The 26,340-nt window shown below is 60.7% G+C and carries 28 protein-coding genes and 1 tRNA gene; 14 read left to right on the plus strand and 15 right to left on the minus strand.

The window, feature by feature from the left end:
* Positions 1-111 precede the first annotated feature (111 nt).
* The 9 genes from QZW03_RS13510 to QZW03_RS13550 all read right to left on the minus strand — a co-directional run bounded on the left by QZW03_RS13510 (position 112) and on the right by QZW03_RS13550 (position 5,813).
* A tRNA-Ser gene (locus QZW03_RS13510) sits at positions 112-201 on the minus strand.
* 39 nt (positions 202-240) lie between these two features.
* Positions 241-900, minus strand: coding sequence for an urease accessory protein UreG (gene ureG / locus QZW03_RS13515; RefSeq protein WP_296510532.1), 660 nt, complete (start codon positions 898-900; stop codon positions 241-243).
* 58 nt (positions 901-958) lie between these two features.
* Positions 959-1,636, minus strand: a complete 678-nt coding sequence (locus QZW03_RS13520) for an urease accessory UreF family protein (RefSeq protein WP_296510533.1) — start codon at positions 1,634-1,636, stop codon at positions 959-961.
* Between the two features lie 12 nt (positions 1,637-1,648).
* Positions 1,649-2,323 (minus strand): urease accessory protein UreE, encoded by a 675-nt coding sequence (gene ureE, locus QZW03_RS13525; protein ID WP_296510534.1) that lies wholly within the window; start codon positions 2,321-2,323, stop codon positions 1,649-1,651.
* A gap of 56 nt (positions 2,324-2,379) precedes the next feature.
* Positions 2,380-2,838 (minus strand): GNAT family N-acetyltransferase, encoded by a 459-nt coding sequence (locus QZW03_RS13530; protein WP_296510535.1) that lies wholly within the window; start codon positions 2,836-2,838, stop codon positions 2,380-2,382.
* 18 nt (positions 2,839-2,856) lie between these two features.
* A complete protein-coding gene (gene ureC, locus QZW03_RS13535) occupies positions 2,857-4,575 on the minus strand; it encodes an urease subunit alpha (protein WP_296510536.1) in 1,719 nt (572 codons plus the stop codon).
* Positions 4,576-4,577: 2 nt separating this feature from the next.
* Complete coding sequence (locus QZW03_RS13540; RefSeq protein WP_296510537.1) at positions 4,578-4,883, minus strand: urease subunit beta; 306 nt, start codon at positions 4,881-4,883, stop codon at positions 4,578-4,580.
* Between the two features lie 10 nt (positions 4,884-4,893).
* Positions 4,894-5,487: a HupE/UreJ family protein gene (locus tag QZW03_RS13545; RefSeq protein WP_296510538.1), complete on the minus strand. Its 594-nt coding sequence runs from the start codon at positions 5,485-5,487 to the stop codon at positions 4,894-4,896.
* Positions 5,488-5,510: 23 nt separating this feature from the next.
* Complete coding sequence (locus QZW03_RS13550) at positions 5,511-5,813, minus strand: urease subunit gamma (protein ID WP_296510539.1); 303 nt, start codon at positions 5,811-5,813, stop codon at positions 5,511-5,513.
* Positions 5,814-6,025: 212 nt separating this feature from the next.
* Here QZW03_RS13550 and QZW03_RS13555 point away from each other — a divergent pair, with 212 nt between their 5' ends.
* The 9 genes from QZW03_RS13555 to QZW03_RS13595 all read left to right on the plus strand — a co-directional run bounded on the left by QZW03_RS13555 (position 6,026) and on the right by QZW03_RS13595 (position 14,890).
* On the plus strand, positions 6,026-9,538 hold the full coding sequence (locus QZW03_RS13555; protein ID WP_296510645.1) for an ATP-binding protein: 3,513 nt from the start codon (positions 6,026-6,028) through the stop codon (positions 9,536-9,538).
* On the plus strand, positions 9,525-10,517 hold the full coding sequence (locus QZW03_RS13560) for a response regulator transcription factor (protein WP_296510540.1): 993 nt from the start codon (positions 9,525-9,527) through the stop codon (positions 10,515-10,517). Before QZW03_RS13555 ends, QZW03_RS13560 begins: the two co-directional genes overlap by 14 nt.
* Before the next feature lie 109 nt (positions 10,518-10,626).
* Positions 10,627-10,998, plus strand: coding sequence for a hypothetical protein (locus tag QZW03_RS13565; RefSeq protein WP_296510541.1), 372 nt, complete (start codon positions 10,627-10,629; stop codon positions 10,996-10,998).
* 74 nt (positions 10,999-11,072) lie between these two features.
* Positions 11,073-11,339, plus strand: coding sequence for a VF530 family protein (locus QZW03_RS13570; RefSeq protein ID WP_296510542.1), 267 nt, complete (start codon positions 11,073-11,075; stop codon positions 11,337-11,339).
* A 129-nt stretch (positions 11,340-11,468) separates the two neighbouring features.
* On the plus strand, positions 11,469-12,047 hold the full coding sequence (locus tag QZW03_RS13575) for a cytochrome b (RefSeq protein WP_296510543.1): 579 nt from the start codon (positions 11,469-11,471) through the stop codon (positions 12,045-12,047).
* Between the two features lie 27 nt (positions 12,048-12,074).
* Complete coding sequence (locus QZW03_RS13580; protein ID WP_296510646.1) at positions 12,075-12,644, plus strand: YceI family protein; 570 nt, start codon at positions 12,075-12,077, stop codon at positions 12,642-12,644.
* Positions 12,645-12,687: 43 nt separating this feature from the next.
* Entirely contained in the window at positions 12,688-13,260 is a 573-nt protein-coding gene (locus tag QZW03_RS13585) for a YceI family protein (protein ID WP_296510544.1), read from the plus strand.
* 146 nt (positions 13,261-13,406) lie between these two features.
* Positions 13,407-14,051: an ATP-binding cassette domain-containing protein gene (locus tag QZW03_RS13590; protein ID WP_296510545.1), complete on the plus strand. Its 645-nt coding sequence runs from the start codon at positions 13,407-13,409 to the stop codon at positions 14,049-14,051.
* A 20-nt stretch (positions 14,052-14,071) separates the two neighbouring features.
* Entirely contained in the window at positions 14,072-14,890 is an 819-nt protein-coding gene (locus tag QZW03_RS13595; protein ID WP_296510546.1) for a class III extradiol ring-cleavage dioxygenase, read from the plus strand.
* A gap of 51 nt (positions 14,891-14,941) precedes the next feature.
* Here the strand turns inward: QZW03_RS13595 and QZW03_RS13600 are convergent, their stop codons facing one another.
* A complete protein-coding gene (locus QZW03_RS13600; RefSeq protein WP_296510547.1) occupies positions 14,942-15,313 on the minus strand; it encodes a hypothetical protein in 372 nt (123 codons plus the stop codon).
* Positions 15,314-15,518: 205 nt separating this feature from the next.
* The gene (locus QZW03_RS13605; RefSeq protein ID WP_296510548.1) at positions 15,519-16,172 is read right to left on the minus strand and encodes a FecR domain-containing protein; all 654 of its coding nucleotides are present in this window, start codon (positions 16,170-16,172) and stop codon (positions 15,519-15,521) included.
* A 253-nt stretch (positions 16,173-16,425) separates the two neighbouring features.
* Between QZW03_RS13605 and urtA the strand changes: the two genes are divergently transcribed.
* The 5 genes from urtA (at position 16,426) to urtE (ending at position 22,134) form a co-directional block, all read left to right on the plus strand.
* Positions 16,426-17,688: an urea ABC transporter substrate-binding protein gene (urtA, locus tag QZW03_RS13610; RefSeq protein WP_296510549.1), complete on the plus strand. Its 1,263-nt coding sequence runs from the start codon at positions 16,426-16,428 to the stop codon at positions 17,686-17,688.
* A gap of 95 nt (positions 17,689-17,783) precedes the next feature.
* Positions 17,784-19,364, plus strand: coding sequence for an urea ABC transporter permease subunit UrtB (gene urtB / locus QZW03_RS13615; protein WP_296510550.1), 1,581 nt, complete (start codon positions 17,784-17,786; stop codon positions 19,362-19,364).
* Positions 19,361-20,464: an urea ABC transporter permease subunit UrtC gene (gene urtC, locus QZW03_RS13620; protein ID WP_296510551.1), complete on the plus strand. Its 1,104-nt coding sequence runs from the start codon at positions 19,361-19,363 to the stop codon at positions 20,462-20,464. The genes urtB and urtC overlap by 4 nt, the downstream gene beginning before the upstream one ends.
* Complete coding sequence (gene urtD / locus QZW03_RS13625) at positions 20,461-21,342, plus strand: urea ABC transporter ATP-binding protein UrtD (protein ID WP_296510552.1); 882 nt, start codon at positions 20,461-20,463, stop codon at positions 21,340-21,342. Before urtC ends, urtD begins: the two co-directional genes overlap by 4 nt.
* A gap of 99 nt (positions 21,343-21,441) precedes the next feature.
* Positions 21,442-22,134, plus strand: a complete 693-nt coding sequence (urtE, locus tag QZW03_RS13630) for an urea ABC transporter ATP-binding subunit UrtE (protein ID WP_296510553.1) — start codon at positions 21,442-21,444, stop codon at positions 22,132-22,134.
* On the opposite strand, the gene QZW03_RS13635 is transcribed toward urtE, so the two are convergent.
* From QZW03_RS13635 to QZW03_RS13650, 4 genes are read right to left on the minus strand one after another with little or no spacing between them, the layout of a single operon-like run.
* Positions 22,131-23,846 (minus strand): response regulator, encoded by a 1,716-nt coding sequence (locus QZW03_RS13635; protein ID WP_296510554.1) that lies wholly within the window; start codon positions 23,844-23,846, stop codon positions 22,131-22,133. The two genes, urtE and QZW03_RS13635, sit on opposite strands and share 4 nt — an antisense overlap.
* A gap of 42 nt (positions 23,847-23,888) precedes the next feature.
* The gene (locus QZW03_RS13640; RefSeq protein ID WP_296510555.1) at positions 23,889-24,719 is read right to left on the minus strand and encodes an urease accessory protein UreD; all 831 of its coding nucleotides are present in this window, start codon (positions 24,717-24,719) and stop codon (positions 23,889-23,891) included.
* A 3-nt stretch (positions 24,720-24,722) separates the two neighbouring features.
* The gene (locus tag QZW03_RS13645; RefSeq protein WP_296510556.1) at positions 24,723-25,490 is read right to left on the minus strand and encodes an ABC transporter permease; all 768 of its coding nucleotides are present in this window, start codon (positions 25,488-25,490) and stop codon (positions 24,723-24,725) included.
* 8 nt (positions 25,491-25,498) lie between these two features.
* Complete coding sequence (locus QZW03_RS13650) at positions 25,499-26,338, minus strand: ABC transporter ATP-binding protein (RefSeq protein WP_296510557.1); 840 nt, start codon at positions 26,336-26,338, stop codon at positions 25,499-25,501.
* Positions 26,339-26,340: the final 2 nt, after the last annotated feature.

The raw sequence follows: 26,340 nt of genomic DNA on the forward strand, positions 1-26,340 counted from the left end.
AATCTTGCTATCGAATTAGGAGAAGACCCAGAACCGTGGATGATTGCGGCAATGCTAGAGAACAAGCATGAAGCCGCATTGATAGACAGGCTGCGATCACGCAAGCCAGAGTGGCGGAAGCTGTGAGATTCGAACTCACGGAGGGGATAAACCCTCGCCGGTTTTCAAGACCGGTGCCTTAAACCGCTCGGCCAAGCTTCCAGAGCTGCGTATTCTAACTGCGCGCAGCCGGGTTTTTTGTCAGGCGGCTTTCAGCATGCCTTTGGTTTCGATGAAAGTGATCACTTCCTGCAGGCCGGTCAGGTCTTTGAGGTTGGTCATGGCAAAGGGCTTCATGCCTTTGGGCGTGTTGCGCATGCGCTCGGTGTCAGCGCGCATCACCTCCAAATTGGCGCCCACGTGGGGGGCCAGGTCGGTTTTGTTGATGACGAACAAATCGCTCTTGGTGATGCCGGGGCCGCCTTTGCGGGGAATCTTCTCGCCGGCCGCCACGTCGATCACGTAAATGGTCAGGTCGCTCAGCTCGGGGCTAAAGGTGGCGGCCAGGTTGTCGCCGCCGCTCTCCACAAACACGATGTCGGCATTGGGGAAGTCCACCAGCATGCGATCGATGGCCTCTAGGTTGATGGAGCAGTCTTCGCGGATGGCGGTGTGCGGGCAGCCGCCGGTTTCCACGCCCATGATGCGCTCAGCAGCCAGCGCGCCGCTCACGGTCAGCAGGCGCTGGTCTTCCTTGGTGTAGATGTCGTTGGTGATGGCGACCAGGTCGTACTGGTCGCGCATGGCCTTGCACAGCATTTCGAGCAGGGTGGTTTTGCCGGAGCCCACGGGGCCGCCTATGCCTACGCGCAGGGGGGGAAGGGTCTTGGTGCGGTTGGCGATGTGGTGCAGTGCGGACATAGTATTTGCTATAAAAAAGTGAGCTGCTTGCGCAATGAATACGAAGGCTATAGCCTGATTAGGACCTAAAAAGCCTGGAGTACTGCACTTCGTGCTGACTACTCAGGATGGCCAGCATGGGGCTGAAGGCTTGGCGGGTGTCGTCGGTCACGCTCAGGGCGTCATCGACGGCGGCAGGAATCTCTGCGGTTAAGGCAGACAGGATGCGCTGCCCGGCGCTCTGGCCCAGCGGCACCGCCTTGATGGCGGCCTGCATCATGTTCTCGGCCCAGCCGAAGGCAAAGGCGAGCAGGCACTCGCGCACCGGTGCTTGGGTCGCACTTGCGGCCAGCGCAAAGGCGACCGGGTAGGTGGGCTCCTGGCGGGCGAGCAGGGCGATTTGTGCGGGTGTGGCGGTGGTGTGGTTCTTCAGCCACTCCAGCAGGCTTTTGCCCATTTGCTCGGTCTGGGCGCGCAGTTCGGCGCTCTCGCGCGTCTGTAGCACCCAGGCGTTGAGCTCGGCAATCCGGGGCTGGTCGTCTGCGCGCCAGGCGGCAATCGCTTGCGCCACCACCGGTAGCTCCGAGCGGGCCAGTGTCATGTGCAGCTGGTCGACCAGCCAGACGGATGCTTCACTTTCTGTAGCAGCTCGCGCAGTATCTACCGCGGCTTCCAGGCATTCTGAGTATGAAAAACCGCCAATGGGCAAGGCCGGGGAGGCCAGCCACATGAGCTGCATCAGGCTGCTGTCGAGCATGGTGTGATTCGTTTACTGGTCGCCGTGGTGGTGACCATGGTCATGATCGTGCCCATGGTTGCAGTCGGGGCCATGCACATGCGGCTTGGCTTGCACCGCCACTGGAATGCCGCGCAGGGTGGCAGCTGGCTTGGGCGCATGGTCATGGTTATGGCCGGCGTGGGAATGGCCGTGGTCATGCCCATGATCGTGATCGTGATCGTGTCCATGGTGATGCCCGCCGTGGTGGCCGCCGGTGGCATACGCCCCGTTTTCGGGCTCAAAGGCCTCGTCCACCGCGTTCACGATCAGGTGCATGGCGCGCAGCATGTCGGCCAGCACGTGGTCGGGCTCAATCTTCAGGTGGTCGGGCTGCAGCTCGATGGGCACATGGCGGTTGCCCAGGTGGTAGGCAGCGCGGATCAGGTCAAACGGCGTGCCGTGGTTGCGGCAGTGGGTGATCTTCAGCACCGCTTGCGGCGCGGCGTGGGCCACGATGAGCGAGCCGTCCTCGGCCACCAGCACATCGCCACCGCGCACCACGGTGCCACGGGGCAAAAACACGCCGATCTGGCGGCCCGCGGAGTCGGTGGCGTCAAAACGGCTTTTCTGGCGCACGTCCCAGTCCAGCTCGACGGTGGTGGCGCGCTTGACGAGGACCGGTGCCAGGCCTTGGCCTTGGGGGATGCATTTGGAGACTTGGAGCATAAAAATTCAGGAGTTCTAGTAGTTGGCCGCATTGTGGCGCAGGGGCGCCAGCACACTCAGGTAAGGGCCTTCGTCATGAACCGACTCCAGGGATCAATCTGGTAGTCCGCAAAAGGACCGCACTCCGCAAAGCCCTCGCTTTCATACAAGCGGTGTGCCGGGAAGAACGGGGCGTTGGTGCCGGTTTCCAAGCTGATGTGCTGCACACCTTGTAGGCGTGCAGCGGCTTCCATATGGCGCAGCAGTGCGCGCGCAACTCCTTTGCGTTCATGGCCTGCGGCGGTGCGCATGGACTTGAGTTCGGCATGCGCGGCACTGTGCCTTTTGAGCGCGCCACAGCCCATGAGGGCATCCCCGTCCCAGGCCGTCCAAAAGGTAATAGACGGATGGCGCAAGGCGTCCAGATCGAGGGCGTGCACGCTTTCGGGTGGTGAGTGCTGGTGCATTGCATCTAGGTGCACTTGCAGCAAGGCGGCAATAGCCTTGCCCTGCAGGTCATCGATGCGAATGTCCATAACGTGCAATCGGAAACTTCAGAACAAAAAGTACCGCTGCGCCATCGGCAACTTGACTGCTGGCTCGCAGGTCAGCAACTGGCCGTCGGCGCGCACGCTGTAGGTTTGCGCGTCGATTTCCATGGTGGGCAGGTAGCTGTTGTGCACCATGTGCTGTTTGCGTACGCCACGGATGTTTTTCACCGCACTCACGTTTTTGGCCAGGCCAAAGCGCTCCTTGATTCCGTCGTTCAAACCCGCTAGCGACACAAAGGTGAACGAGCCGCGGTGCAATGCGCCACCGAAGCTGCCGAACATGGGGCGGTAGTGCACCGGCTGCGGGGTGGGGATAGACGCGTTCGGGTCGCCCATGGCGGCGTGGGCGATGAAGCCGCCTTTCAAAATCAGAGCGGGTTTGACGCCGAAGAAAGCGGGTTTGTAGATCACCAAGTCGGCCCACTTGCCGACTTCGATGCTGCCCACTTCGTGGCTGATGCCGTGCGAAATCGCAGGGTTGATGGTGTATTTGGCCACATAGCGTTTGGCGCGGAAGTTGTCGTTGCGCACACTGTCTTCGGGCAAGCTGCCGCGCTGCGACTTCATCTTGTCGGCCGTCTGCCAGGTGCGGATGATGACTTCGCCCACGCGGCCCATGGCCTGGCTGTCGCTGCTCATCATGGAGATTGCGCCCATGTCGTGCAGGATGTCTTCCGCCGCAATGGTTTCTTTGCGGATGCGGCTCTCGGCAAAGGCCAAATCTTCGGCAATGCCCGCGTCCAGGTGGTGGCAGACCATCAGCATGTCCACATGCTCGTCCAGTGTGTTCTGGGTGTAGGGCATGGTGGGGTTGGTGGAGCTGGGCAAAAAGTTGGCTTGGCCTACCACTTTCAAGATGTCCGGGGCGTGGCCGCCACCTGCGCCTTCGGTGTGAAAGGCGCACAGGCCGCGGCCCTTGGTGGCCTCGATGGTGTTTTCTACAAAACCGGATTCGTTGAGCGTGTCTGAGTGCAGGGCTACCTGAATCTCGGTTTCGTCGGCCACGTCCAGGCAGTTGCTGATGGCGGCCGGGGTGCTGCCCCAGTCTTCATGCAGTTTGAGACCGATCACACCCGCGTTGATCTGCTCGTGCAGCGCCGCGGGCAAACTGGCGTTGCCCTTGCCGAAAAATCCGAGGTTCATGGGGAATGCATCGGCCGCTTGCAGCATGCGCTCGATGTTCCAGGGGCCGGGGGTGCAGGTGGTGGCAAAGGTGCCGGTGGCGGGGCCGGTGCCGCCGCCCATCATGGTGGTCACGCCGCTGGAGAGGGCCTCTTCAATCTGCTGCGGGCAGATGAAGTGAATATGGCAGTCAATGCCACCTGCGGTGACGATGTTGCCTTCGCAACTGATGATCTCGGTGCCTGGCCCGATGATGATGTCCACACCCGGCTGGGTGTCCGGGTTGCCGGCTTTGCCGATGCCCACAATGCGCCCGCCTTTGAGGCCAATGTCGGCCTTGACGATGCCCCAGTGGTCCAGGATGAGAGCGTTGGTGAGCACGCAGTCCACGGCGCCTTCGGCACGGGTACGTTGCGACTGCGCCATGCCGTCGCGAATGGTTTTGCCGCCGCCGAACTTCACCTCTTCGCCATAGCTGCCCGCAGCCAAGGTGTAGTCTTTTTCGACCTCGATGATCAGGCCGGTATCGGCCAGGCGCACGCGGTCGCCCGTGGTGGGGCCGAAGATTTCCGCGTAGGCGCGGCGTCCAATCGTTGCCATAGTCAAAGACTCCCTTGGGTCAGGCCGCGAAAGCCGTAAATCATGCGGTCACCGGCAATATCGACCAGCTCCACAGTGCGTTGCTGGCCGGGCTCGAAGCGCACGGCTGAGCCGGAGGCGATGTTCAGGCGCATGCCTTGCGCAGCAACGCGGTCAAAGCCGAGTGCGCCGTTGGTTTCGGCAAAGTGGTAGTGCGAGCCGACCTGGATGGGCCGGTCTGACTGGTTTTGCACCACCACCGTTACGGTGCGGCGGCCGGTGTTGAGCAGGTGCTCGCCGTCGTCAAGAATGAGTTCGCCGGGGATCATGGTCGGTGCCTCAGAGTTGGCTGAACAAATAAACGCCCGCCACACCCAGACTGCTGCCCACGGTAGCCAGCACAGGGGCGCTGCGCGCTGCCAACCAGCGGCGGATCGACAGGCCAACGCCCACACCGCCGAGGTGCAGTACCGCAGTGGTCAACACAAAGCCTGCTGCATAGCCGGCAAAGCCGGTCTGCGGGGTTTCCGCACCATGGGCCAGACCGTGCAGCGAGGCTGCGACCGCAACCAGGCCCAGCCCGAAGGCGGGGGGCATTGGCTTGGCGGCCACCACGAGCATCAGGCCGAACAGCGACACCGACAGGGCAATCGCATGCTCTAAGTAAGGAATCGTCACGCCGCTCGCACCCAGCATTGCGCTGATTAGCAGCGCCATCAGAAAGGTGGCGGGGCCTTGCCAGGCCTTGTGGGCGGGGAAAGCGCTCACCGACCACAGGCCTACGGCCACCATGGCGAGCAAGTGGTCCAGCCCGAAGGGGTGGGCCAAGCCTTCCATGAGACTATGGGTTCCATGGCCTGTATGGGCCATAGCCCCGGTAGATACTGCACCAGCAGCTATGAAAAGAAGAGCGGATTTCAGGATTTTGGACATTGCTTTCTCCGGGAAATGGGTGTTCATACGATCGGCTGGTGCACGGTGACGAGCTTGGTGCCGTCGGGGAAGGTGGCTTCCACCTGAATGTCCGGAATCATCTCGGCAATGCCCTCCATGACATCAGCGCGGGTGAGCACGGCGCGGCCTTCACTCATGAGCTGGGCCACGGTCTTGCCATCGCGGGCACCTTCCATCACGGCGGCGCTGATGAGGGCAATGGCTTCGGGGTAATTGAGTTTCACGCCACGCGCTTTGCGCCGCTCCGCCAGCAAGGCGGCGGTGAAGATGAGCAACTTGTCTTTCTCGCGGGGAGTGAGTTCCATGATCGGTCCGGTGTGTCTGCAGATGGTGCATCGTAAGCAAAGCCCGTGCCCTGTGGTGGTGCCATACGCCAAAGGCCGCAGGCCGGTGGCATGGAAACTGCACCCTGCAGGGGGTGCCTATCGACCTCCCCCCCCCGCCGACCCCTGAAGCGCCCGCCCAGCGGGTGGTCAAAATCCGTCGCGACTACAACAACTGGGTGGCCAGCGAGACCATGGAGGATTACGCCCTGCGCTTCACGCCGCAGCGTTTTCGCAAATGGTCGGAGTGGCGGGTGGCCAACACGGCGTTCGGCGCGGCATCGTTCTTGATTCTGGAAGCCGTGGGCGCCACGCTGCTGGTGCAATACGGGTTTGTGAATGCCTTTTGGGCCATTCTGATGACGGGGCTGGTGATCTTTCTGGCGGGCTTGCCTATCAGTGTGTACGCCGCCCGCTACGGGGTGGACATGGACTTGCTCACGCGTGGCGCGGGCTTTGGCTACATCGGTTCCACGCTCACCTCGCTCATCTATGCCTCGTTCACCTTCATCTTCTTTGCGCTGGAGGCGGCTGTTATGGCCTATGCGCTGGAGCTGGCGCTGGACATACCGCCCACCTGGGGCTACCTGATTTGTGCGGTGGTGGTGATCCCGCTGGTCACCCACGGCGTGTCCACCATCAGTCGCTTGCAGATTTGGACGCAGCCTATCTGGCTGGTGATGTTGGTAGTGCCATTCGGCTTTGTTTTGGTGCGCGACCCGCAGGCTTTTGTGGGTATCACGCACTATGCTGGTGAAAAAGGTCCGGCAGGGGGTTTCGATCTGCACTTGTTTGGTGCTGCACTCACGGTGGGTATTGCCCTCATGACCCAGATGGGCGAGCAGGCCGACTATCTGCGCTTCATGCCCCAGCGCACAGCCACTAACCGGGTCGCTTGGTGGACCGGGGTGCTGGTGGGGGGGCCGGGTTGGGTCGTGCTGGGCGTTATCAAAATGCTGGGGGGCGCCTATCTGGCCTATTTGGCCATTCAGCACAGTGTGCCGACCGACCGCGCCGTGGACCCCAACCAGATGTACCTGGCCGCCTACGAGTACGTGTTCCCCACACTGGGTTGGGCGGTCGCGGCGACGGCGGTGTTTGTGGTGGTGTCGCAGCTCAAGATCAATGTGACCAATGCCTACGCCGGCTCGCTGGCTTGGAGCAACTTCTTCTCGCGGCTCACGCACAGCCATCCCGGCCGGGTGGTGTGGGTGCTGTTCAACAGCGTGATTGCGTTCATGCTGATGGAGATGAATGTGTTTCAGGCGCTCGGCGAGGTGCTGGGCTTGTATTCCAACATCGCCATCGCGTGGATCATGGCCGTGGTGGCGGACCTGGTCATCAACAAGCCGCTGGGCCTCTCGCCCAAGGGTATTGAATTCAAGCGGGCGCACTTGTACGACATCAACCCCGTGGGCGTGGGAGCCATGGCCATGGCGTCGTTGTTGTCCATCCTGGCTTACCTCGGCCTCTTTGGGGAGCTGGCCAAGGCATTTTCGGCGGTGGTGGCCTTGGTCACCGCCATGGTGACGTCGCCCTTGATTGCGTGGTGGACTCAAGGCAAGTACTACCTTGCGCGCGCAAGCACCGGAAGTTTGGTCGGCCATGCGTTTTGCGCAGGTCAAGGAGGAGCCTGCGCAGCAGGCGGGGGACACGGAGCAAAGCGCATGGTCGTCCAAACTCCAGCGCCCGGTGGGGCGCCCCAAGTGCAGCGTTGCGTCATCTGCGAGCGCGAATACGAGGGGCCGGACATGGCCCATTGCCCGGCTTACCAAGGTGCCATTTGCTCGCTGTGCTGCACGCTGGATGCCCGCTGCGGCGACATGTGCAAACCGCACGCCAATCTGGCGACCCAGTGGTCGGGGGCACTGCGCTGGCTGCTCCCACGCCGCGTGTGGCCTTTTCTGGATACGGGTCTCGGGCACTTTTTGTTGCTGATGCTGGTGATTCTGCCGATCCTGGCCACCGTGTTTGCCATGTTCTACCAGCAGGAGCTGGGCAATCTGGCCAGCTGGTCCGGTTCGCGCGACGGAGTGGCAGCGGTGCTGCGCTCCGGCTTCAGCAAAACTTTTGCAGCACTTATGTTGATGTCGTGCATCGTGGCGTGGTGGCTGGTGCTGGCGCACAAGAGTCGCCAGGTGGCCCAGGAGGAATCCAACCGGCAGAGCCATTTGTTGTTGCAAGAAATCGAGTCTCACCGCCAGACCGATATGGCCCTGCAAGAAGCCAAGCGCGTGGCCGAGCAGGCCCGCCAAGCCGCCGAGGCTGCCAATCAGGCCAAGAGCCGCTACATCAGCGCCATCAGCCACGAACTGCGTACTCCGCTCAACAGCATCCTCGGTTACGCGCAGCTCATGGGGGAAGACGCGGCCATCCCACCCCACCGCAAGCAGGCGGTGAGCGTGATCAAACGCGGGGGCGAGCATCTGCTCTCGTTGATTGAAGGCACGCTGGACATGGCGCACATTGAGAGCGGCAAGCTCACACTCAATGTGAAGCCCATGCAGTTCGCCAACGGCATGGCCGAGCTGGCCGGCATGTTTGAGCTGCAAGCAGCGGCCAAGGGCCTGCAGTTTCAGTTCGAGGTACTGGGGAATGTGCCGGAGTGGGTGCGGGCGGATGAAAAACGCTTGCGCCAGATCTGTATCAACCTGCTGGGCAATGCCATCAAATTCACGGCCACGGGGAGCGTGCGCTTGGTGCTGCGCTATGCACGGGAGATGGCACACATCGAGATTCATGACACCGGGCCGGGCATGCCGGCCCAGGAGCTAGACCGCATTTTCGAGCCCTTCACCCGGGGCTCCACGGCGGCTTCGGGGGCTGCAGTGGCGTCCGGTGGCTCGGGCTTGGGGTTGACGATTGCCAAGATGCTCACCGACCTGATGGGTGGCGAGTTGTCTGCCACCAGTGTGCTCGGGCAGGGCTCGGTGTTCAAGGTGCGCTTGTTTTTGCCGGACCTGCACATGCCTGCTGCCAGCGCCCAGCGCTTGGCCGCCCACAGCAAGCCGCGCGTGGCCTACGCCGGGGCACGCCGCAAAGTGCTGGTGGTGGACAACGAAGAGGCCGACCGCGAGTTGCTGGTGAGCCTGTTGGAGCCTTTGGGTTTTGAAGTGCGCACTGCGGCCAGCGGTCACGATTGCCTGGACCTGTTGGCCGCCGGCCTGCAGCCTGATGTGGTGTTGCTGGACCTGGCCATGCCCGGCATCGATGGCTGGGAAACCCTACGTCGCATTCGGGGCTATGCGGCGCTGGGGGGCAGCCAGCCACAGGTGGCCATTGTGTCGGCCAATGCCTTTGACCGGGGGCTGGACAACGGTTTGGGTCTGCCGCCCGAGGACTTTATCGTCAAGCCGGTGCGCCACAGCGAGCTGCTGGACTGGCTGGAACGCCGGCTGGAGCTGGTGTGGGTGGACAAGCCCGCGCCTGAAACTCCCCGGCACACCGCCCCGCAAGTGGCAGACGGTGTGCAGCCTGTGGCGGTGGGCGCGTTGCCTGCCAGTGCCTGCCGCGCTTTGCTGGAGGTGGCGCGCTTGGGCTACTACAGGGGTGTTTTGAACCAGCTGCAGAGTCTGCAGGTGCAGCACCCCGAGTGTGCGGCCTTCATTGCGCAACAGGAGGCGCTGGCCCGCCAGTACCAGTTTGAAACCATGGCTGAACAACTGCAGAAAGTGCTCGATGCAAGCCCCGCTGATGAACTCCGTTGACCCGAGCGATGTTGCCCGTCTGGATGGCACGCTGGACCGTGCCAATAGCGATGTGGTGCTCATCGTGGACGATGTGCCCGACAACCTCTCGGTGCTGCACGATGCACTCGATGAATCCGGCTACACGGTGCTGATTGCCACCTCCGGCGAGGCTGCCTTGATGCGCGCCATGCAGGCGCTACCGGATGTGATTCTGCTGGACGCGATGATGCCCGGCATGGACGGGTTCGAGGTGGCTCGCCGCCTGAAGGCAGCCCCGCAAACCACCCACATTCCTATTATTTTTATGACGGGGCTTACCGAAACCGAATATCTGGTGGCGGCACTGGAGAGCGGCGGGGTGGACTACGTGACCAAGCCCATCAAGCCTAAAGAGGTACTGGCCCGCATGGGGGTGCACCTGACCGGCGCCCGCGAGCGGCGCCAGACCCGCAACGCCCTGGATGCCTTCGGCTACGCCACCATCACGGTGCGGGCTGCCGACGGGTGCTTGATGTGGCAGACCCCACTGGCGCGGGAACTGCTGGAGCGTTACTGCGGCACCCAGGCGCCCAACACGCCGCCTGACGTGCTGGGTTGGCTGCAAGGGTGTTTGCAGACACTCGCCCGGGGGGATGCGCCGGGCAAGCTCAGTCTGGAGCGCGGCCCCAAACGCTTGACCTTCCGTCTACACCAGCAGATCGGCGATAGCGATGCCGGGGGGGACTGGCTGATCGTGATGCGTGAGGTCTCGGACACCGCCGTCATTGAGGCCATGAGCCTGTCATTCAAACTCACCGCCAAAGAGGCTGAAGTGCTCTACTGGGTGGTGAAGGGCAAAACCAACAAAGACATTGGCGACATTTTGGGCAGCAGCCCGATGACGGTGAAAAAGCACCTGGAGCGCGTGTTTGTGAAGCTGGGCGTGGAAACGCGCACAGCGGCCGCGGGTATGGCCATGACACGGATACGGCAGCTGCATCCGCAGTTTGAGGGGTAAAAACGCAGGCCTAAAATCGGCCGCAAGGCGGGGCAATTTGCTCGCGCCAAGGGCTTGATGCCCTTTCCTTGGGGTGCAAATTCTCTTGAACTTTTCAACGCTAACTCGCATGAAACGCATTGCCCTCACTGGGTTGGTCTTGTTCGTTGTGTTCGCGGCGGGAGTGCTGACGGCGATCCAACGGGGCTGGGGATCAAAATTAGTGGAGGTGTCCGTTGAGAACAGAACTTCAGCTCAGGTCCAACTCGTAAAACTCAGCTACACCAGTTGTGGCGGCACGGGTTTGCTCCAACTGCAGGAACTCGCTTCCGGGACAAATCACGTTTTCAAGTTTTTGGTTTGCGGCGAGGGTGAATATGTTGTCGAGGTGGCCCTGGCCGATGGTCGTATTCTCAAATCCGGTGCGTATGTTGAAAGTGGCTATGCGACCATCGAGCAGATCGATGCAACCCAGATTCAATCCAAGTACAGAAGCTTTTGAGATCCCAATCGCTTTTTGTAGCGGCTAGGTGTCTGGGATCGCTTCGGCTGCGCTGACACTGCGACAATCCCGCCATGAGCACCGATTCCGCCCCGCCAAACCCGCCCGCCAAGCAAGCCAACAACCCGCTGCATGGCAAAACCTTGGAGGCCATCGTGACCGAGTTGGCCGATTACTACGGGTGGGACGGGTTGGGCGAGCGCATTCCGGTGCGCTGCTTTACTTTCGAGCCCAGTGTGGGCTCCAGCCTCAAGTTTTTGCGCAAAACCCCCTGGGCCCGTGAGAAGGTGGAAGGGCTGTACCTGTTCATGCTGCGTGAAATACGCCGTTCAGGGCGCTAGGCCGCACCGCTGGTCGCTTTAGATAGGTTTTAGCGGGCGGCTCCGGGAACTCGACAATTCAACTTTTTTGAATCAAGTCATCAATTTGATTCAAAAATGAGAAATTGATGCGCCCCTAGACTGCAGGGCATGGCATCTAACCACACCTCCTCTTTCGACGCAGGCACCAAGCGCTATAGCCTTACAGCCATCGTGCTGCATTGGGTGCTAGGGCTGGCCTTGATCGGCATTTTTGCAGTCGGCATCTACATGACCGATCTGCCGTTCTCACCGACCCGTTTGAAGCTGTACAACTGGCACAAATGGGCCGGCGTCACCATCTTGGCACTGTCGGTGTTGCGCTTGTTGTGGCGCTTGACGCACCGTCCTCCGGCATTGCCCGGCAAGATTGCCGCAGCCATGCCAGCTTGGCAGCACTGGGCCCACCACGGTACCCACCATGCCTTGTATGCGCTGTTTTTTCTGGTGCCCCTGATCGGCTGGGCTTACAGCTCTGCTGCGGGCTTCCCGATTGTGGTGTTCGGCGTGCTGCCCTTGCCTGACTTTGTTCCGGCGGACAAGGCGCTGGCTGAAATGATCAAACCTTTTCATGAACTAAGTGCGTTTGCCTTGATCGGACTAGCCGGTCTGCACATTGCGGCAGCGCTCAAGCACCAGTGGGTTGACCGCGACGGCCTGATCAACCGCATGTTGCCGGGCCGGAACTGACCTCTTTATTTGATTGGATTTGACATGATGGTTTCCCGCGCATTTCTGGCCACAGCCTTTGCAGCTTCTTCCTTGATGGGCGTCTCTGCTTTTGCCCAGCAGAAGCTGGTGCCCGCACAGAGCGAGATTGTTTTTGTGAGCAAGCAAATGGGCGTGCCGGTGGAAGGCCGCTTCAAGAAGTTCGACGCGCAAATCTCCTTCGACCCCGCCAAGCCCGACACCAGCAAGATCGCCTTCACCGTAGACATTGCCAGCGCCACGCTGGGCGTGCCGGAAACCGATGCCGAGCTGCCACGCCCCAACTGGTTCAACACCGCCAAGTTCCCGCAGGCCACCTTTCAGTCCACCGCCGTCAAAGGCTTGGGCGGTGGCAAGTTTGAGGTGAGCGGCAAGCTCGCCATCAAGGGCAACAGCCGCGACGTCGTGGTGCCCGTAGCCCTCACGCAGAGCGGCGCCAACACCACCGTGACCGGCACGTTTGCGCTCAAGCGCCTAGCGTTCAAGATCGGCGAGAACGAGTGGGCTGACACCTCCATGGTGGCCGACGACGTGCAAGTCAAATTCAAGCTCGCGCTGACCGGCGTGGGCAAGCTGTAAGTTGTTTTTTGTTTTTTCCCCAACCGTAAATCAGGAGTTTTCTATGCGTACTTCCCTCATTGCTGCCGCTTTGGCACTGTCTGCTTTCGCCGGTGCTGCCAGCGCCCAGTCCGCGACTTACGCGCTCGACTCTTCGCACACTTTCTCCAGCTTTTCGTACAACCACTTCGGTTTGTCCAATCAGCAAAGCCGTTTCAACACCACTACCGGCACCGTGACTTTTGACAAAGCTGGCAAGACCGGCGCAGTGGACGTGGTCATCGACATGAAAACCGTGGACACCGGCTCTACAGTGTTCAATGGCCACATTCAGGGCGAAGACCACCTCGACACCGCCAAGTTCCCGACTGCCACTTTCAAGTCCACCAAGGTGGTGTTTGAAGGCGACAAGCCGTCTGCAGTGGAAGGCAACCTGACCATCAAGGGCATTACCAAGCCAGTGACCCTGAAGCTGACTAACTTCGTGTCCACCACCCACCCGATGAACAAGAAAGAAGTCATCGGCGCCAACGCCACCACCATGATCAAGCGTACCGAGTTCAACGCCGGTAAGTTCGCTCCTTACGTGGGTGACGACGTGACCATCACCATCGCGCTCGAAGCCATCAAGCAGTAATTTGCCGACAGGCCGCGCTTGCGCGGACTGACAAAGAGGCCCGCCGGAAGGCTGGCCTTTTTTTATGGAAAATAGAGCGTTAGCCCTTGATTTATATGCGTATATAGCTATATATTTGATAGCAAAAACTCTCCCGCCGGATCTCCATGACGCTCTCAGATTTCCCCCAAACGGCTCCTTTGCTGCTCGCGCGTGCACTGCGCTGCAGCGCAGGCCCCCAGCGCTTGTGGGGCCCGATGGATGTGCAATTGACGGCGGGTGTGACCTGGGTCACGGGCGGGGAAGGGCGTGGCAAAACCAGCCTGCTGCGCATGCTGGCAGGTGACCTGGTCGTGCCGGGCAGCCACTTGCAGCTTGCCGGCACCGGCCTGCAAAAGGAACCCGCCCAGTACCGCAAGAAGGCGTTCTGGATGGACCCTCGCACCAGCGCGTGGGACCAGTCCTCGCCTTTGCAATTCTGGGAGCAGGGCAAGCGCCTGTGGCCGCTTTGGAATGCCGAAGTCTGCCGTGCGCTGGCCACGACCCTGGGGTTGGACGAGCACCTGGCCAAGCCGCTGTACATGCTGTCTACCGGCTCCAAGCGCAAGGTCTGGATTACAGCCGCCTGCGCCAGCGGCGCAGAACTGACCTGTATGGATGAGCCGTTCGCCGCGCTGGACAAAGGGTCCATCCGCGCCATTAGCGGCTTGCTGGAAGAAGCGGCCAGCGGCAGCTCGCGTGCCTGGGTTGTGGCCGACTACGAGCCGCCTGCGGGAGTGTCTCTCGCAGCCACGATTGATTTGGGCGAATAAGCCCGCAGAACAAGGAGTTGATGATGACCACCCGCATGCCCACCTATTTCATTTCCCACGGCGGTGGCCCCTGGCCCTGGATGGACGACATGCGCAGCATGCTCGCCACACTGGAGCAGAGCCTGGCCGATATGCCGGCGCAAATAGGGCGCACTCCCAAAGCCATTCTGATGGTGACTGCGCACTGGGAGGAGCGGGCTTTTACATTGGGTTCCAACCCGGCACCCGGCATGGTGTACGACTATGGTGGTTTTCCGGCGCACACGTATTCGGTGGTCTACCCCGCACCCGGAGCCCCTGAGTTGGCAGCGCGGGTACAAGGCCTGCTTGAAGCCGCCGGCTTGCCGGTGGCGCTGGATGCGCAGCGCGGCTACGACCATGGCACCTTCGTGCCCTTGGCTGTGATGTACCCCGAAGCCCGGGTGCCCGTGTTGCAAATGTCACTGCGTGCTGGCCTCGACCCCGCCGAACACATTGCCCTGGGCCGCGCATTGGCGCCGCTGCGTGATGAAGAGGTGTTGATTGTCGGCAGCGGGCTGAGCTATCACAATTTGCGCAATTTCGGGCGGCAGGCCCAGCAGCCCTCGCAGGCATTTGACGGTTGGTTGCAAAGTGCCATGCAGGCCGCGCCGGACGCGCGGGCTCAGGCGCTGGTGCAGTGGGAGTCGGCACCGTCAGCCCGCCTGTGCCATCCCCGCGAAGAGCATTTGCTGCCCCTGATGGTGGCGGTAGGCGCCGGCTACGACGATGCGGCCACCTGTGTCTACCACGACGCCCATGTGTTCGGGGGTGTCACAGCGTCGAGCTTTTGCTTCGGCGATATGGCGACCCGGACCTGATCCGCAAAGCCCTTGGTGGGCGCGACCCGGGAGCTACGGAAGAGGCGCCATTCAGGCAGCGACTTCTTCCGTCCTCTGCCTATCCAGCAGGCCCAATGCCAAGGCACAGATGTGTGTAGTGCGGGCGAGTTGCTGATTTCTCTCGGTCAGGGCTTGATGCTCCAGGATAACAGTTTTGACGTTCAGCCCCACAGCGGTAGAGCGACCCTTTTCGAGCTGGCTTTCGATCACCTTGATCTTGAGCTCATTGTTGAAAGCAATGTGCTTGGCGTCTGACATCCTGTCTTTGATGCGCTTGCGGCAAACCGCCAGCCAATCAGCATCGTGCTGCATTACGTCACTGAGTTGTTTGAGAATGAGCGCGCGGGCAGCTTGTTGGAGCGTGTCGGGGGCGCTGAGCGCTGGCGCGGGTTGGTCGGACATCATGTTAGATAGAGGCGGAGGTTAGCTCGAAGCACCTACCCTATCGCAAGCTCCCCCAAGCAGGAAGACCAAATGTTCCGGGTTGAACAATCAGAGTTTTTTTCCGGTGGATTGTGCGACTTAGTTGACAGTAACAGGCCAGCCGAGTCCTCAATCTGTGTGGCATTAGCCGCTGCGCTGTCCGCCCTGGGGCTAAGTCACAGGGCTAGTAGCTGCTGTCGGAAGATGACTTGTTGGCCATGAACGGCGGTTGCCGGCCCACGGTTTCTTCCAGCATGATCAGCTCGACATCGCGGTGGTTGATGACGGGGGCCGGGCGGAACACGGCGGGCCCCGTTTCACTCCCGATGTACAGCGGCATGTCGTGATAGCGGGTGGTCAGGCTTTTGACTTGGGTGGCGTCGGCCAGGGGCCGGATGTCTGCGGTGCCGTAACACAGGCAAAAGTAGAGGCGCTGCTCCTGCGTTTCCATGTAGCAGGCGGTTCCGCGAATGCCGATGGTCGCCACCGCGGTCTCAATGCGCTTGGGCCCCGGGCCGAACACGGCGAGCGCCTTGCCGGTGACAAGTCGTAGCACTCCCACCAGCCCTTCCTGCGCAAACTGCATGGTGCTCTTTTCCCGCATGAGGTAAGCGTTGTTGCCCATCACATAGACCACCTCGCTTTGCGCGCCGGTGCTGATGGTGTCGCCCGGCATGACGATCTGGTCTAACTTGGCGGGCTGCCCATTGAGTAGCACCTCGCCCACCACGCGCCGCACGCCAGTGACCAACGGGAGGCGGCCCATGGCCAGCGCATTCACTAGGCCCCCCAGGCTGCTGAAGGCGATGCTTTTGGAGATGAATTGACGTCGGGTCATGGTGTGGACTGAAGTTGCAATGGCGGGAGCAGAGATCGGAGTCAATGCACACAAAGAGCCCAACCCTACCCACTTTTAACGCGAGCGTCCAGTGAGCTGTTTGTCGACTCCTGTGAGTTACGGGTGTACGCCACTAGGCGTATTTCCGGTTCGGTCGGGCAAACCTACAGTCACTCCATCGCATCACAAAACCTCATCCCGAGAATGTTTTGCGACTTGCGAGTCTGTTTTGTTTAACCCCGGAGAAGCCCACATGCAACGTCGATTTACTTTGAAGGCACTCACCGCTGCCGTCGCTCTCACCACCTTGTCTGCCGTGCCTGCAATGGCTGCTGACACGATCAAGGTCGGTATCCTGCACAGCCTGTCCGGCACCATGGCCATTTCTGAAACCGTGTTGAAAGACACTGTGTTGATGGCGATTGACGAAATCAACGCCAAGGGTGGCGTGCTCGGCAAGAAGCTGGAACCCGTCATCGTGGACCCCGCTTCCAACTGGCCTTTGTTTGCAGAAAAGACCAAGCAGTTGCTGACCCAGGACAAGGTCTCGGTCATCTTCGGTTGCTGGACCTCGGTGTCCCGCAAGTCGGTGTTGCCTGTGGTGGAAGAGTTGAACGGTTTGTTGTTCTACCCCGTGCAATACGAAGGCGAAGAGCTGTCTAAAAACGTGTTCTACACCGGCGCTGCGCCTAACCAGCAAGCTATTCCCGCTGTGGACTACCTGATGAGCAAAGAAGGCGGCGGCGCCAAGCGTTGGGTTCTGTTGGGCACCGACTATGTGTACCCCCGCACCACCAACAAAATTCTGCGCGCCTACCTCAAGAGCAAGGGCGTGAAAGAGTCCGACATCGACGAGAAATACACCCCTTTCGGCCACTCTGATTACCAGACCATCGTGGCTGACGTGAAGAAGTTCTCTGCCGGTGGCAAGACCGCTGTGGTGTCCACCATCAACGGTGACTCCAACGTGCCTTTCTACAAAGAACTGGGCAACGCGGGCTTGAAGGCCAAAGACGTGCCTGTGGTGGCTTTCTCGGTGGGTGAAGAAGAGCTGCGCGGCGTGGACACCAAGCCACTGGTGGGTCACCTGGCTGCCTGGAACTACTTCCAGTCCATCAAGAACCCGGCCAACACCGAGTTCATCAAGAAGTGGTCTGACTACGCCAAGGCCAAGGGCATTGCCGGTCACAAAGACAAGCCTTTGACCAACGACCCGATGGAAGCGACCTACATCGGTATCAACATGTGGAAACAAGCCGTCGAGAAGGCCAAGTCCACTGAAACCGACAAAGTGATCGCCGCCATGGCGGGCCAGACCTTCAAGGCACCAAGCGGCATCGTGTCTAAGATGGACGAGAAGAACCACCACTTGCACAAGAGCGTGTTCATCGGCGAAATCAAGGCCGACGGCCAGTTCAATGTGGTCTGGAAGACACCCGGCCCCGTGAAGGCCAAGCCATGGTCTCCGTTCATCGAAGGCAACGATAAGAAGCCTGACGAGCCTGCAAAGAAATAAGGCGTAGGCAGGGAGAGGCTAGCGTTTAGCCAGAGCCGCCACAGCCTTGAAAAGGGCGTGGCGGCTTGTTGTTTTTACCCCGGAGAGATTGGCGTATGCCAAAACGAATACTTCAACTGCTCACCATCGCTATGCTTTTGATATCTGCTCGCGCACATGCGCTGAGCGCTGATGAGGCAAAAGCCATTACATCCGGTGAGAGCGATGCACGCGTGGCGGCACTGCAAAAAGCAGTGGAAAGCGCGGATGAACGCACCGTGCGTTTCCTTCAAGCGCTCTCGGACGATGCGGTCAAACTCATAGGCGACGTGCCGGTCATGCTGGTGGACGGCAAGGGCGTAGACCCAGTCACCCAGGCCGAAGTCGCGGTGCCCGACACCGCTGAAGACGTGATGAATAACAACCGCATGCGCGGGGAGCTCGATACCGCCCTGGCGGCTGTGAAATTGCTGTCGCCCGATATCGCTATCCGGCGCGCTGCCATCCAGACTCTGGGGGGGCAGGTCGATGTTGACAAACTCCCTTTGCTGGAAAAGGCCTTGGCCTCAGAAACCCAGGCTGACCTGAAAGCACAGTTGCAGCAACTGCGTGCTGCCGCCATGCTGGGTAGCGAGAACACGGCCCTGCGGCTGGAAGCGGCCACCCTGTTAGGTAGCAGTGCCCAAGCCGCCACCAAGACTCTGTTGGTGGAGCGCCTGCAGGTCGAGACAGACGGAGCGGTGAAAGTGGCCCTCCAGAAAAGCCTGGGCGCGGTCGAGGCCCGTTTAGCTTGGGGCGACCGTTTGGGGGCCATCTTCAGTGGGATCAGCCTGGGCTCCATCCTGCTGCTGGTGGCGCTCGGTCTGGCGATTACCTATGGCCTGATGGGCGTGATCAACATGGCCCACGGCGAGTTGATGATGATTGGTGCCTATGCCACTTATGTGGTGCAGGTGCTGTTCCAAAAATACCTGCCCGGCGCGTTTGACTGGTACCTGCTGGCGGCCGTGCCGGTCGCGTTCATGGCGAGCGCCTTGGTCGGTGCGGCGCTGGAGCGCAGCGTGATCCGTTTCTTGTACGGGCGGCCCCTTGAGACCTTGCTGGCGACCTGGGGCATCAGCCTTATGCTGATGCAACTGGTGCGCACCCTGTTCGGCGCACAAAACGTGGGAGTTGAAAACCCGAGCTGGATGAGCGGCGGCGTGCAATTGCTGGGCAACCTGTCCTTGCCCTACAACCGGCTGGTGATCGTCGGCTTTGCGGTGGCGGTGCTGGTGGGGGTGTGGTTTCTGATTGAGAAGACACGGCTCGGCTTATTTGTCCGCGGAGTTACCCAGAACCGGCCTATTGCAAGCTGCATGGGCGTGAATACCGCCCGGATTGACACTTACGCCTTTGCACTGGGCTCCGGCATTGCCGGTCTGGCGGGTTGCGCGCTGAGCCAGGTGGGCAATGTGGGCCCGGACTTGGGGCAAGGTTACATCGTGGACTCGTTCATGGTGGTGGTGTTGGGCGGTGTGGGTCAACTCGCCGGCACCGTATATGCCGCCATGGGCTTGGGCGTTTTGAACAAGTTCTTGGAAGGCTGGACCGGCGCCGTGCTGGCCAAGATCGCCGTGCTGGTCTTCATCATCGTCTTTATCCAGAAGCGTCCGCAAGGCATATTTGCCATGAAGGGCCGGAGCGCAGAAGCATGAGCAATATCACCTTACCCACTCCCCAACCCCTGTTGACCCGCACCGGCTGGGCGGCTTGGCTGGCCGCTTTGATCGTGCTGTGCGCCCTGGTGCCGGCGCTGAACCTGATGGTGCCCGAGGGCAGCGCACTCCACCTGAGCGACTTTGCCGTCGCACTCACCGCCAAGATCATGTGCTACGCCATTTGCGCGCTGGCCATGGGCTTGATCTGGGGCTACACCGGCATTCTGAGTCTGGGCCACGGTTTGTTTTTTGCGCTCGGCGGTTACGCCATGGGCATGTACCTGATGCGCCAGATCGGCTTGGATGGCAACTACAAAAGCAATCTGCCGGACTTCATGGTGTTTCTAGACTGGAAAGAGTTGCCCTGGCACTGGGCGCTGTCCGGCAGCTTCGGGGCCACGCTGTTCCTGGTGGTGGCGGTGCCCGGCTTGGTCGCCTTTGTGTTCGGCTACTTTGCCTTCCGTTCGCGCATCAAGGGGGTGTACTTCTCCATCATCACGCAGGCGATGACGTTCGCTGCCATGCTGCTCTTCTTCCGCAATGAAACGGGCTTTGGTGGCAACAACGGCTTCACCGACTTCAAGCGGATTCTCGATATCCCCATCGCCACCACCAGCATGCGCATGACGTTGTTTGTCATGACCGCGGTCACACTGCTCGTGTTCTTCTTGATGGCCCGCTGGCTGGTGGGCAGCAAGTTCGGCCGGGTGCTGCAGGCCGTGCGGGATGCTGAAAGCCGTGTCATGTTCAGTGGCTACTCCACCTTGGGCTACAAGCTCACCATCTGGACCATCTCCGCCATGATGTGTGGTGTGGCCGGGGCGCTGTATGTGCCGCAGGTCGGCATCATCAACCCCAGCGAAATGAGCCCTGCCAATTCGATCGAGATTGCCATCTGGGCCGCAGTCGGCGGGCGTGCAACACTGATCGGCCCCATCATCGGCGCCTTCATCGTCAACGGCGCCAAGAGCTGGTTGACCGTGACGTACCCTGAGTTCTGGCTGTACTTTCTGGGGGCTTTGTTTATTGGTGTCACGCTGTTCCTGCCCGATGGGGTGGTGGGCTTGATCAAAAAAGTGAAGGGAGGGAAAGCATGACTCCCGATCTGTTGGAACAAGGCGCCCGCCGGGTCGAGGCCCGTATGGCAGCGATGTCGCAAGCCACAGCACAAACCGAGTCCGGAGGCCGCACAGCAGGCTTCGGCCGCCTGGCCAGCCAAGGCGAGGTGGATGTGACCCACGGGCGCATTCTCTACCTGGAGGATGTGCATGTCAGCTTTGACGGCTTCAAGGCCATCAACGGGCTGAGCCTGGACATTGCCCCCGGCGAGCTGCGCTGCATCATCGGCCCCAATGGTGCGGGCAAGACCACGATGATGGACATCATCACCGGCAAAACCCGCCCCGACACTGGCACCGTGTTTTTTGGCAGCACCATCGATTTGCTGCGCTACAAAGAGTCCGAGATTGCCCAGTTGGGTATCGGCCGCAAGTTCCAAAAGCCCACGGTGTTTGAGCAACTCACCGTGTTTGAGAACCTGGAGTTGGCCTTGAAGACCGACAAGGGGGTGAAAGCGTCCATGTTCTTCAAGCTTGACTCAGCGCAGCGTGACCGTCTGGCAGACATCTTGCACACCATTCACTTGGCAGACAGTGTGGGCCGGCAGGCCGGCAACTTGAGTCACGGCCAGAAGCAGTGGCTTGAGATCGGCATGCTGCTCATGCAAGACCCCAAGCTGCTGCTGCTAGACGAGCCGGTGGCCGGTATGACAGATGAAGAAACCGAGCGCACTGCTGAGCTGTTCTTGAGCTTGAAGGGCAAGCACTCGCTCATGGTGGTGGAGCATGACATGAGCTTTATCCGCACCATCAGTGACATCGTGACCGTGCTGTGTGACGGCTCGGTGCTGGCACAAGGCACGCTCGACCAGGTGCAAGCCGACGAGCGTGTGATTGAAGTCTATTTAGGCAGATGAAAGCCCCCACGCTCCACCGTTGCACGGGTCGCTGCCCCCCGCGGGGACTAATTTTTCTTGGGGCGGCCCTGCGAAAAATTGCACATGTAAGTGAACACTATGCTTGAAGTAAAAAACATCAACCAGTATTACGGCGGCTCCCACATCCTGCGGGATGTGAGCTTGGAGGCCGAGGTGGGCAAGGTCAAGGTCATTCTGGGGCGCAACGGGGTGGGCAAGACCACGCTGCTCAAGTCGCTCATGGGGCTGGTGCCTATCAAGTCCGGCACCATTTCGATGGATGGCAAAGACATCCACAAACTCACCCCTTACGAGCGGGCCCGATTAGGCATTGGTTTTGTGCCGCAGGGCCGCGAGATCTTTGCGCGGCTGACGGTGGAGGAAAACCTCCGCATGGGCCTGGCCTACAAGCCTGCGGGCACGCCGATTCCGGCGGAGTTGTTCGAGCTGTTTCCAGTACTGCAGCAAATGTTGCATCGCCGTGGGGGTGACCTCTCGGGTGGTCAGCAACAGCAGTTGGCGATTGCACGTGCGCTGGCGGCAGGCCCCAAGGTGCTGATTCTCGATGAGCCCACCGAGGGCATTCAGCCCAGCATCATCAAAGACATTGGCCGGGTGATCCGCATGCTGGCCGACCGCGGCGACATGGCCATCTTGCTGGTGGAGCAGTACTACGACTTCGCCCAGGAACTGGCAGACAACTACATCGTGATGGAGCGCGGCGCGGTGCTGGCGCGTGGCATGGGCCAGAACATGGAAGTTGACGGCGTGCGCGGCCTGGTGGCGATTTAGCCGCCGGGCACCACAACTTCGGGCGCGCTGACATCTGCCGGTGCAGGTGCAGCCGCCGACTTCATGTACTCCGGCGCTACGCGCTTGCCGGTGCGCAGTACCAACCCGCCGGCTTGCCGCTTCTGTTCGCCCATCGATGCGCGATTCACGATGGGCCCGCACCGGGTTTTGAGCAATTGCACCTGCTCTTGCAGCTCCTGCGCGGTCTTTATCTTGGCGGAGTGCTTATTGAGCAGTTGGTAGGCGTTGTCGATCAAGCGCGAGTTCAGGGTGTCCCGGCCATGCAGGATCAAATTTTTGACTGCGTTGGTCGGGTCTCCACCCAGGCTGAGTGCCATGGCGGTTTCGGCAAACTCCAGCACCTGGGTCTGGGCCAGGCGCAGGCGGTCGGCATAGGGTGGATGGGCCGAGGCGTTGGCCGCAAGCAATTCCGTGAGAGAACGGTTGCTGCAAAAACGGCGGCCAATGACATCAATGGTTTCTTCCAACTCATTGAGTTGAATGGCCTTGGCCGTGAGCTGCGACATCAGGGCCACCAGGTTACCCGCGGATTCAAAGTCAAATTGGGGTTCCCGCACCGCCTGGGTCATTTCCCGGACGGTGTCCACAGATTTGGCAAATTGATGCTGCTGAATCAGGTTCAGGGCCTCCACTACCGCAGCCAGCCGGTGCAAGCGCTGGTTGTTTTCGTCTTTGTCGATCAGGCGCAAGAAATCGTCGTAGCAACGTTGCAAACCCTTGCGATCTACTGAAACAAGGCGGGTGAAGGCCAACATCACCAGCGTCTGCGCATCAAACATTTTGGACTCCAAGCCCAAACGGGTTGTGCGGTCCAGCAGTTTCTCGGCTTCCTCCAAGTCTCCGGAGTAGTAGGTCATCATGGCCAGGTTTTGCAAGCGGCTGATGGAAGACGGTGTGAGCGTTGCCGCCATCTTGTAGGTCTCCAAGGCCTTGTCGAAGCGCCCCAGCTCAAACTGTGCACGGCCCATGACGTCGTAGGCGTCGGCATAGTTCGCGTCCTCGCCCAGTAGCTTTTCCAGCGTCGTAGTGGCTTGGTTGATTTGCCCTGCATCCAGTTGTGCCCGGGCTACGCCCAGCTTGGCCCACGGCAAAGTTTTCGCGGTGACGACGGCCTTATAGAGAGTTTGCGCCTCCAGCGGGCGGGCCAGTCGCAACAGCAACTCTGCCCCCACCCGGGCGGCATAGAGCCAGAAAGGGCCACGAGTCTCAAAGCGCTCCAGGCACAAACGCGCAGCCTCTTCAAATCTTTCTTCTTCAATGGCCGTGAATATGGCTTGCAAAGACACCTTGCGCAAGCGGGCGGCCACCAGGCGATCCCCCAGCTGGGTGGCCTTGTGGGGCTTGAGCATGTAGCCGTCCAGTGCGGACTCTGCGGCCTCTGCCACCTTGGTGTAGGTTGCCTCCGAGGTGATCATGATGAACACGGTGGAGAAAGGCAGTAGCTGGTTACGCCGGAGGTCGTCCAGCAAGTCCTGCCCCGACATGGCATCCGTGGGGAAGTGCTGCTCGCAGAGCACAAAGTCAAAGGTACGGAACTCCAGCTGGCGCCTGGCGTCCACGGCACGGGCGGCCTGGGCGACTGACGCAACACCGAAGTCGCGCAACTGCGAGACCAGAATGGAGCGGGACGTGGGGTTTCCATCCACGACCAGCGCGGTGCAGCTTGAGAAGTCGGTGTCAATCGCGGCCATTGGGAGCATTATGTGTGGCCAGACTGCGATTGACCAGCGAACTTACATGGCCCAGATCCGCGGATCCGTCCCCGCCATCTCCCAGGCATGGCGGCGCCATTGCTGGCGAACGGTGCGCAAGAGTTGCATGGCGGGCTCTACGGTGGGAGCCAGTACCCGCAGTACCAGCGTCCGGGTGTTGGGGCTGGTGACGCCGCCGGTGGGCGCCAGCACATGGTCTTGCAAACTGGCCCGCGCGAGGTCTATCAGCGCCTCTTTGTCAGCACGGCTCCAAGGAGTGCCGCTGGCAAAAAACAAGGTGGCCAGGCAGCGGTTGCCCGCGAGCCCGGTGGGGCCGTTCATAAGGCGCTGGTCTTCGGCATGCAGGCAACCACGCTCCAGCCAGATTCCGGGAATTTCCAGGTGCTGCTCAAGGCTGCCTTTCAGAAACGGTAATTGCGCATGGGGCAGGCCCAGTGCGGTCACATCCCAGCCGATACATTGCGCGCCGGGTGCGAGCTTGAGTTCTAGGCGGTTGATGGCGTTACACGCGTCGTAGCAGATGGCTTCCAGCGGCAGCCACTCCAGGCGCGCTCCGGCGTCAAGGTTCAAGCGTGTGGTCTGGGTAGCAACGGGTCCATCCGAGCGGTAAAAGCGGGTTGCACCCGGGGTGGTCACCAGCCCGTGTGCGCCCGGCCCGACCGATACATGAAGCTCCAGCGTGTCGCCACCCACCAAGCCCCCGGGCGGGTGCACCAATACGTTGTGGCAAATGCCATCGCCTTCAGGGTAGAGGCTCTGCAAAATCCGCAGGGGCCCGCTATGGTCATAGCGGGCCACGCAGCGTTGGTTTTCGACCTGGTAGTTAAGGTTTAAACGGGCATGCCAAACCATGGGTCAATGGTTCTGCGAGCCACGGTGCGCCCAAGCGGTAGTGTGCTTTTCAATGGCGCTAAACAGTTCATACATCACCATGGCCATGGCACCCACGACCACCAGCCCGGCAAAAGCCAGACCCATCTGCATGGCGGAGCCCGCGCTGATCAGCAGGTAACCGATGCCTTCATTGGCGGCGGTCATTTCGGACACGGTGGTGCCTACAAAGGCCAGCGTGATGGCAACTTTGAGCGAGCCATAGAAGTAGGGCATGGAGCGGGGCAGACCCACCTTCACGAGCACGTCCCAGCGCTTGGCACCCAGCACTCGCAACACGTCTTCCAGCTCGGGCTCCAGGGTGGCCAAGCCGGTGGCAATGTTCACCATGATGGGAAAGAAGCTGATGAGGAACGCTGTCAGGATGGCCGGGCCCACGCCGATGCCGAACCACACCACGAGGATGGGCACAAACGCCGCTTTGGGCAAGGCATTGAAGGCCGTCATGAGCGGGTACACCGCCGCATAAGCCAGGCGCGAACTGCCGATCACAAAGCCCAGCAACACACCCACCACAATGGCAATGCCGAAGCCCGCCATGGTGACCCAGAAGGTGCGCCACGCGTGGCCGGCGATGATGCCCTTAAACTCCCAGAACTGGGTCCAGATGCGCCAGGGGCTGGGGAATACAAACTCCGACACGTCCAGCACGCTGCACAGTAGCTGCCACAGCGCAATGAAAAACACCAGCAGCACCCAGGGTGCCCAGGCTTCAATTTTTTTACTACTCATGGGCTGCCTTATTGGGTGATTGCGCCAGAGGCCGCAGGCGCTGTCGAGCGCATGGCGCCGATGTGGCCGCGCAGCTCATGCACGATGTCGGTGAACTCTTTGGTGTAGGTGATCTCCAGGTCGCGCGGGCGGGGCAGATCGATCTCACGTTTCACCACAAAGCGACCGGGGCTCTTGCTCATCACGTATACCGTGTCCGCCAGAAACACGCTTTCGCGCAAATCGTGCGTCACCAGAATCACGTTGAATTGCTGCTCGGTCCAGAGGTCCCGCAAGATGCACCACAGCTCCTCGCGGGTGAAGGCATCCAACGCGCCGAAAGGCTCGTCCAGCAGCAGCATTTTGGGTTCGTGGATCAGCGCACGGCAAATGCTGGCGCGCTGCTGCATGCCACCCGAGAGCTGCCAGGGGAACTTGTCTTCATAGCCGCCCAAGCCCACTTTTTGCAAGAGTTTGCGTGCGCGTTCTTCGTATTCCTTGCGCTTGGCTTTGAAGTTGCTGCGGTAGGGCTCCACAATTTCCAATGGCAAGAGCACGTTGTCCACCGTGGTGCGCCACGGCAGCAGCGAGGGGGCTTGGAACGCCATGCCGGAAATCTTCAAGGGGCCGGTCACCGGCTCGTTGTCGATCAGGATCTTGCCCTTGGAGGGCATTTTCAAGCCGGTGGTCAGCTTCATGAAGGTGGACTTGCCGCAGCCCGAAGGGCCGACGATCGCGATGAACTCACCTTTGCGCACCTTGAGGTCGATGGCTTCGACCGCAAAGTGATTTTGTTTCAGCAGTTCATCGTTATAGGCAAGCCAGACATCCTGAAAGTCCACAAACCAGGGGGATGCGGGCGCAGTCATGC

It is taken from the genome of Rhodoferax sp. (assembly GCF_013297935.1).
Classification (GTDB): Bacteria; Pseudomonadota; Gammaproteobacteria; order Burkholderiales; family Burkholderiaceae_C; genus Allorhodoferax.

Excerpts from the sequence above, each read along its gene's own strand:
- ureG (WP_296510532.1), bottom strand. The coding sequence starts at position 900 with ATGTCCGCACTGCACCACATCGCCAACCGCACCAAGACCCTTCCCCCC.
- QZW03_RS13520 (WP_296510533.1), bottom strand. The coding sequence starts at position 1,636 with ATGCTCGACAGCAGCCTGATGCAGCTCATGTGGCTGGCCTCCCCGGCC.
- ureE (WP_296510534.1), bottom strand. The coding sequence starts at position 2,323 with ATGCTCCAAGTCTCCAAATGCATCCCCCAAGGCCAAGGCCTGGCACCG.
- QZW03_RS13530 (WP_296510535.1), bottom strand. The coding sequence starts at position 2,838 with ATGGACATTCGCATCGATGACCTGCAGGGCAAGGCTATTGCCGCCTTG.
- ureC (WP_296510536.1), bottom strand. The coding sequence starts at position 4,575 with ATGGCAACGATTGGACGCCGCGCCTACGCGGAAATCTTCGGCCCCACC.
- QZW03_RS13540 (WP_296510537.1), bottom strand. The coding sequence starts at position 4,883 with ATGATCCCCGGCGAACTCATTCTTGACGACGGCGAGCACCTGCTCAAC.
- QZW03_RS13545 (WP_296510538.1), bottom strand. The coding sequence starts at position 5,487 with ATGTCCAAAATCCTGAAATCCGCTCTTCTTTTCATAGCTGCTGGTGCA.
- QZW03_RS13550 (WP_296510539.1), bottom strand. The coding sequence starts at position 5,813 with ATGGAACTCACTCCCCGCGAGAAAGACAAGTTGCTCATCTTCACCGCC.
- QZW03_RS13555 (WP_296510645.1), top strand. The coding sequence starts at position 6,026 with ATGGAGGATTACGCCCTGCGCTTCACGCCGCAGCGTTTTCGCAAATGG.
- QZW03_RS13560 (WP_296510540.1), top strand. The coding sequence starts at position 9,525 with ATGAACTCCGTTGACCCGAGCGATGTTGCCCGTCTGGATGGCACGCTG.
- QZW03_RS13565 (WP_296510541.1), top strand. The coding sequence starts at position 10,627 with ATGAAACGCATTGCCCTCACTGGGTTGGTCTTGTTCGTTGTGTTCGCG.
- QZW03_RS13570 (WP_296510542.1), top strand. The coding sequence starts at position 11,073 with ATGAGCACCGATTCCGCCCCGCCAAACCCGCCCGCCAAGCAAGCCAAC.
- QZW03_RS13575 (WP_296510543.1), top strand. The coding sequence starts at position 11,469 with ATGGCATCTAACCACACCTCCTCTTTCGACGCAGGCACCAAGCGCTAT.
- QZW03_RS13580 (WP_296510646.1), top strand. The coding sequence starts at position 12,075 with ATGGTTTCCCGCGCATTTCTGGCCACAGCCTTTGCAGCTTCTTCCTTG.
- QZW03_RS13585 (WP_296510544.1), top strand. The coding sequence starts at position 12,688 with ATGCGTACTTCCCTCATTGCTGCCGCTTTGGCACTGTCTGCTTTCGCC.
- QZW03_RS13590 (WP_296510545.1), top strand. The coding sequence starts at position 13,407 with ATGACGCTCTCAGATTTCCCCCAAACGGCTCCTTTGCTGCTCGCGCGT.
- QZW03_RS13595 (WP_296510546.1), top strand. The coding sequence starts at position 14,072 with ATGATGACCACCCGCATGCCCACCTATTTCATTTCCCACGGCGGTGGC.
- QZW03_RS13600 (WP_296510547.1), bottom strand. The coding sequence starts at position 15,313 with ATGTCCGACCAACCCGCGCCAGCGCTCAGCGCCCCCGACACGCTCCAA.
- QZW03_RS13605 (WP_296510548.1), bottom strand. The coding sequence starts at position 16,172 with ATGACCCGACGTCAATTCATCTCCAAAAGCATCGCCTTCAGCAGCCTG.
- urtA (WP_296510549.1), top strand. The coding sequence starts at position 16,426 with ATGCAACGTCGATTTACTTTGAAGGCACTCACCGCTGCCGTCGCTCTC.
- urtB (WP_296510550.1), top strand. The coding sequence starts at position 17,784 with ATGCCAAAACGAATACTTCAACTGCTCACCATCGCTATGCTTTTGATA.
- urtC (WP_296510551.1), top strand. The coding sequence starts at position 19,361 with ATGAGCAATATCACCTTACCCACTCCCCAACCCCTGTTGACCCGCACC.
- urtD (WP_296510552.1), top strand. The coding sequence starts at position 20,461 with ATGACTCCCGATCTGTTGGAACAAGGCGCCCGCCGGGTCGAGGCCCGT.
- urtE (WP_296510553.1), top strand. The coding sequence starts at position 21,442 with ATGCTTGAAGTAAAAAACATCAACCAGTATTACGGCGGCTCCCACATC.
- QZW03_RS13635 (WP_296510554.1), bottom strand. The coding sequence starts at position 23,846 with ATGGCCGCGATTGACACCGACTTCTCAAGCTGCACCGCGCTGGTCGTG.
- QZW03_RS13640 (WP_296510555.1), bottom strand. The coding sequence starts at position 24,719 with ATGGTTTGGCATGCCCGTTTAAACCTTAACTACCAGGTCGAAAACCAA.
- QZW03_RS13645 (WP_296510556.1), bottom strand. The coding sequence starts at position 25,490 with ATGAGTAGTAAAAAAATTGAAGCCTGGGCACCCTGGGTGCTGCTGGTG.
- QZW03_RS13650 (WP_296510557.1), bottom strand. The coding sequence starts at position 26,338 with ATGACTGCGCCCGCATCCCCCTGGTTTGTGGACTTTCAGGATGTCTGG.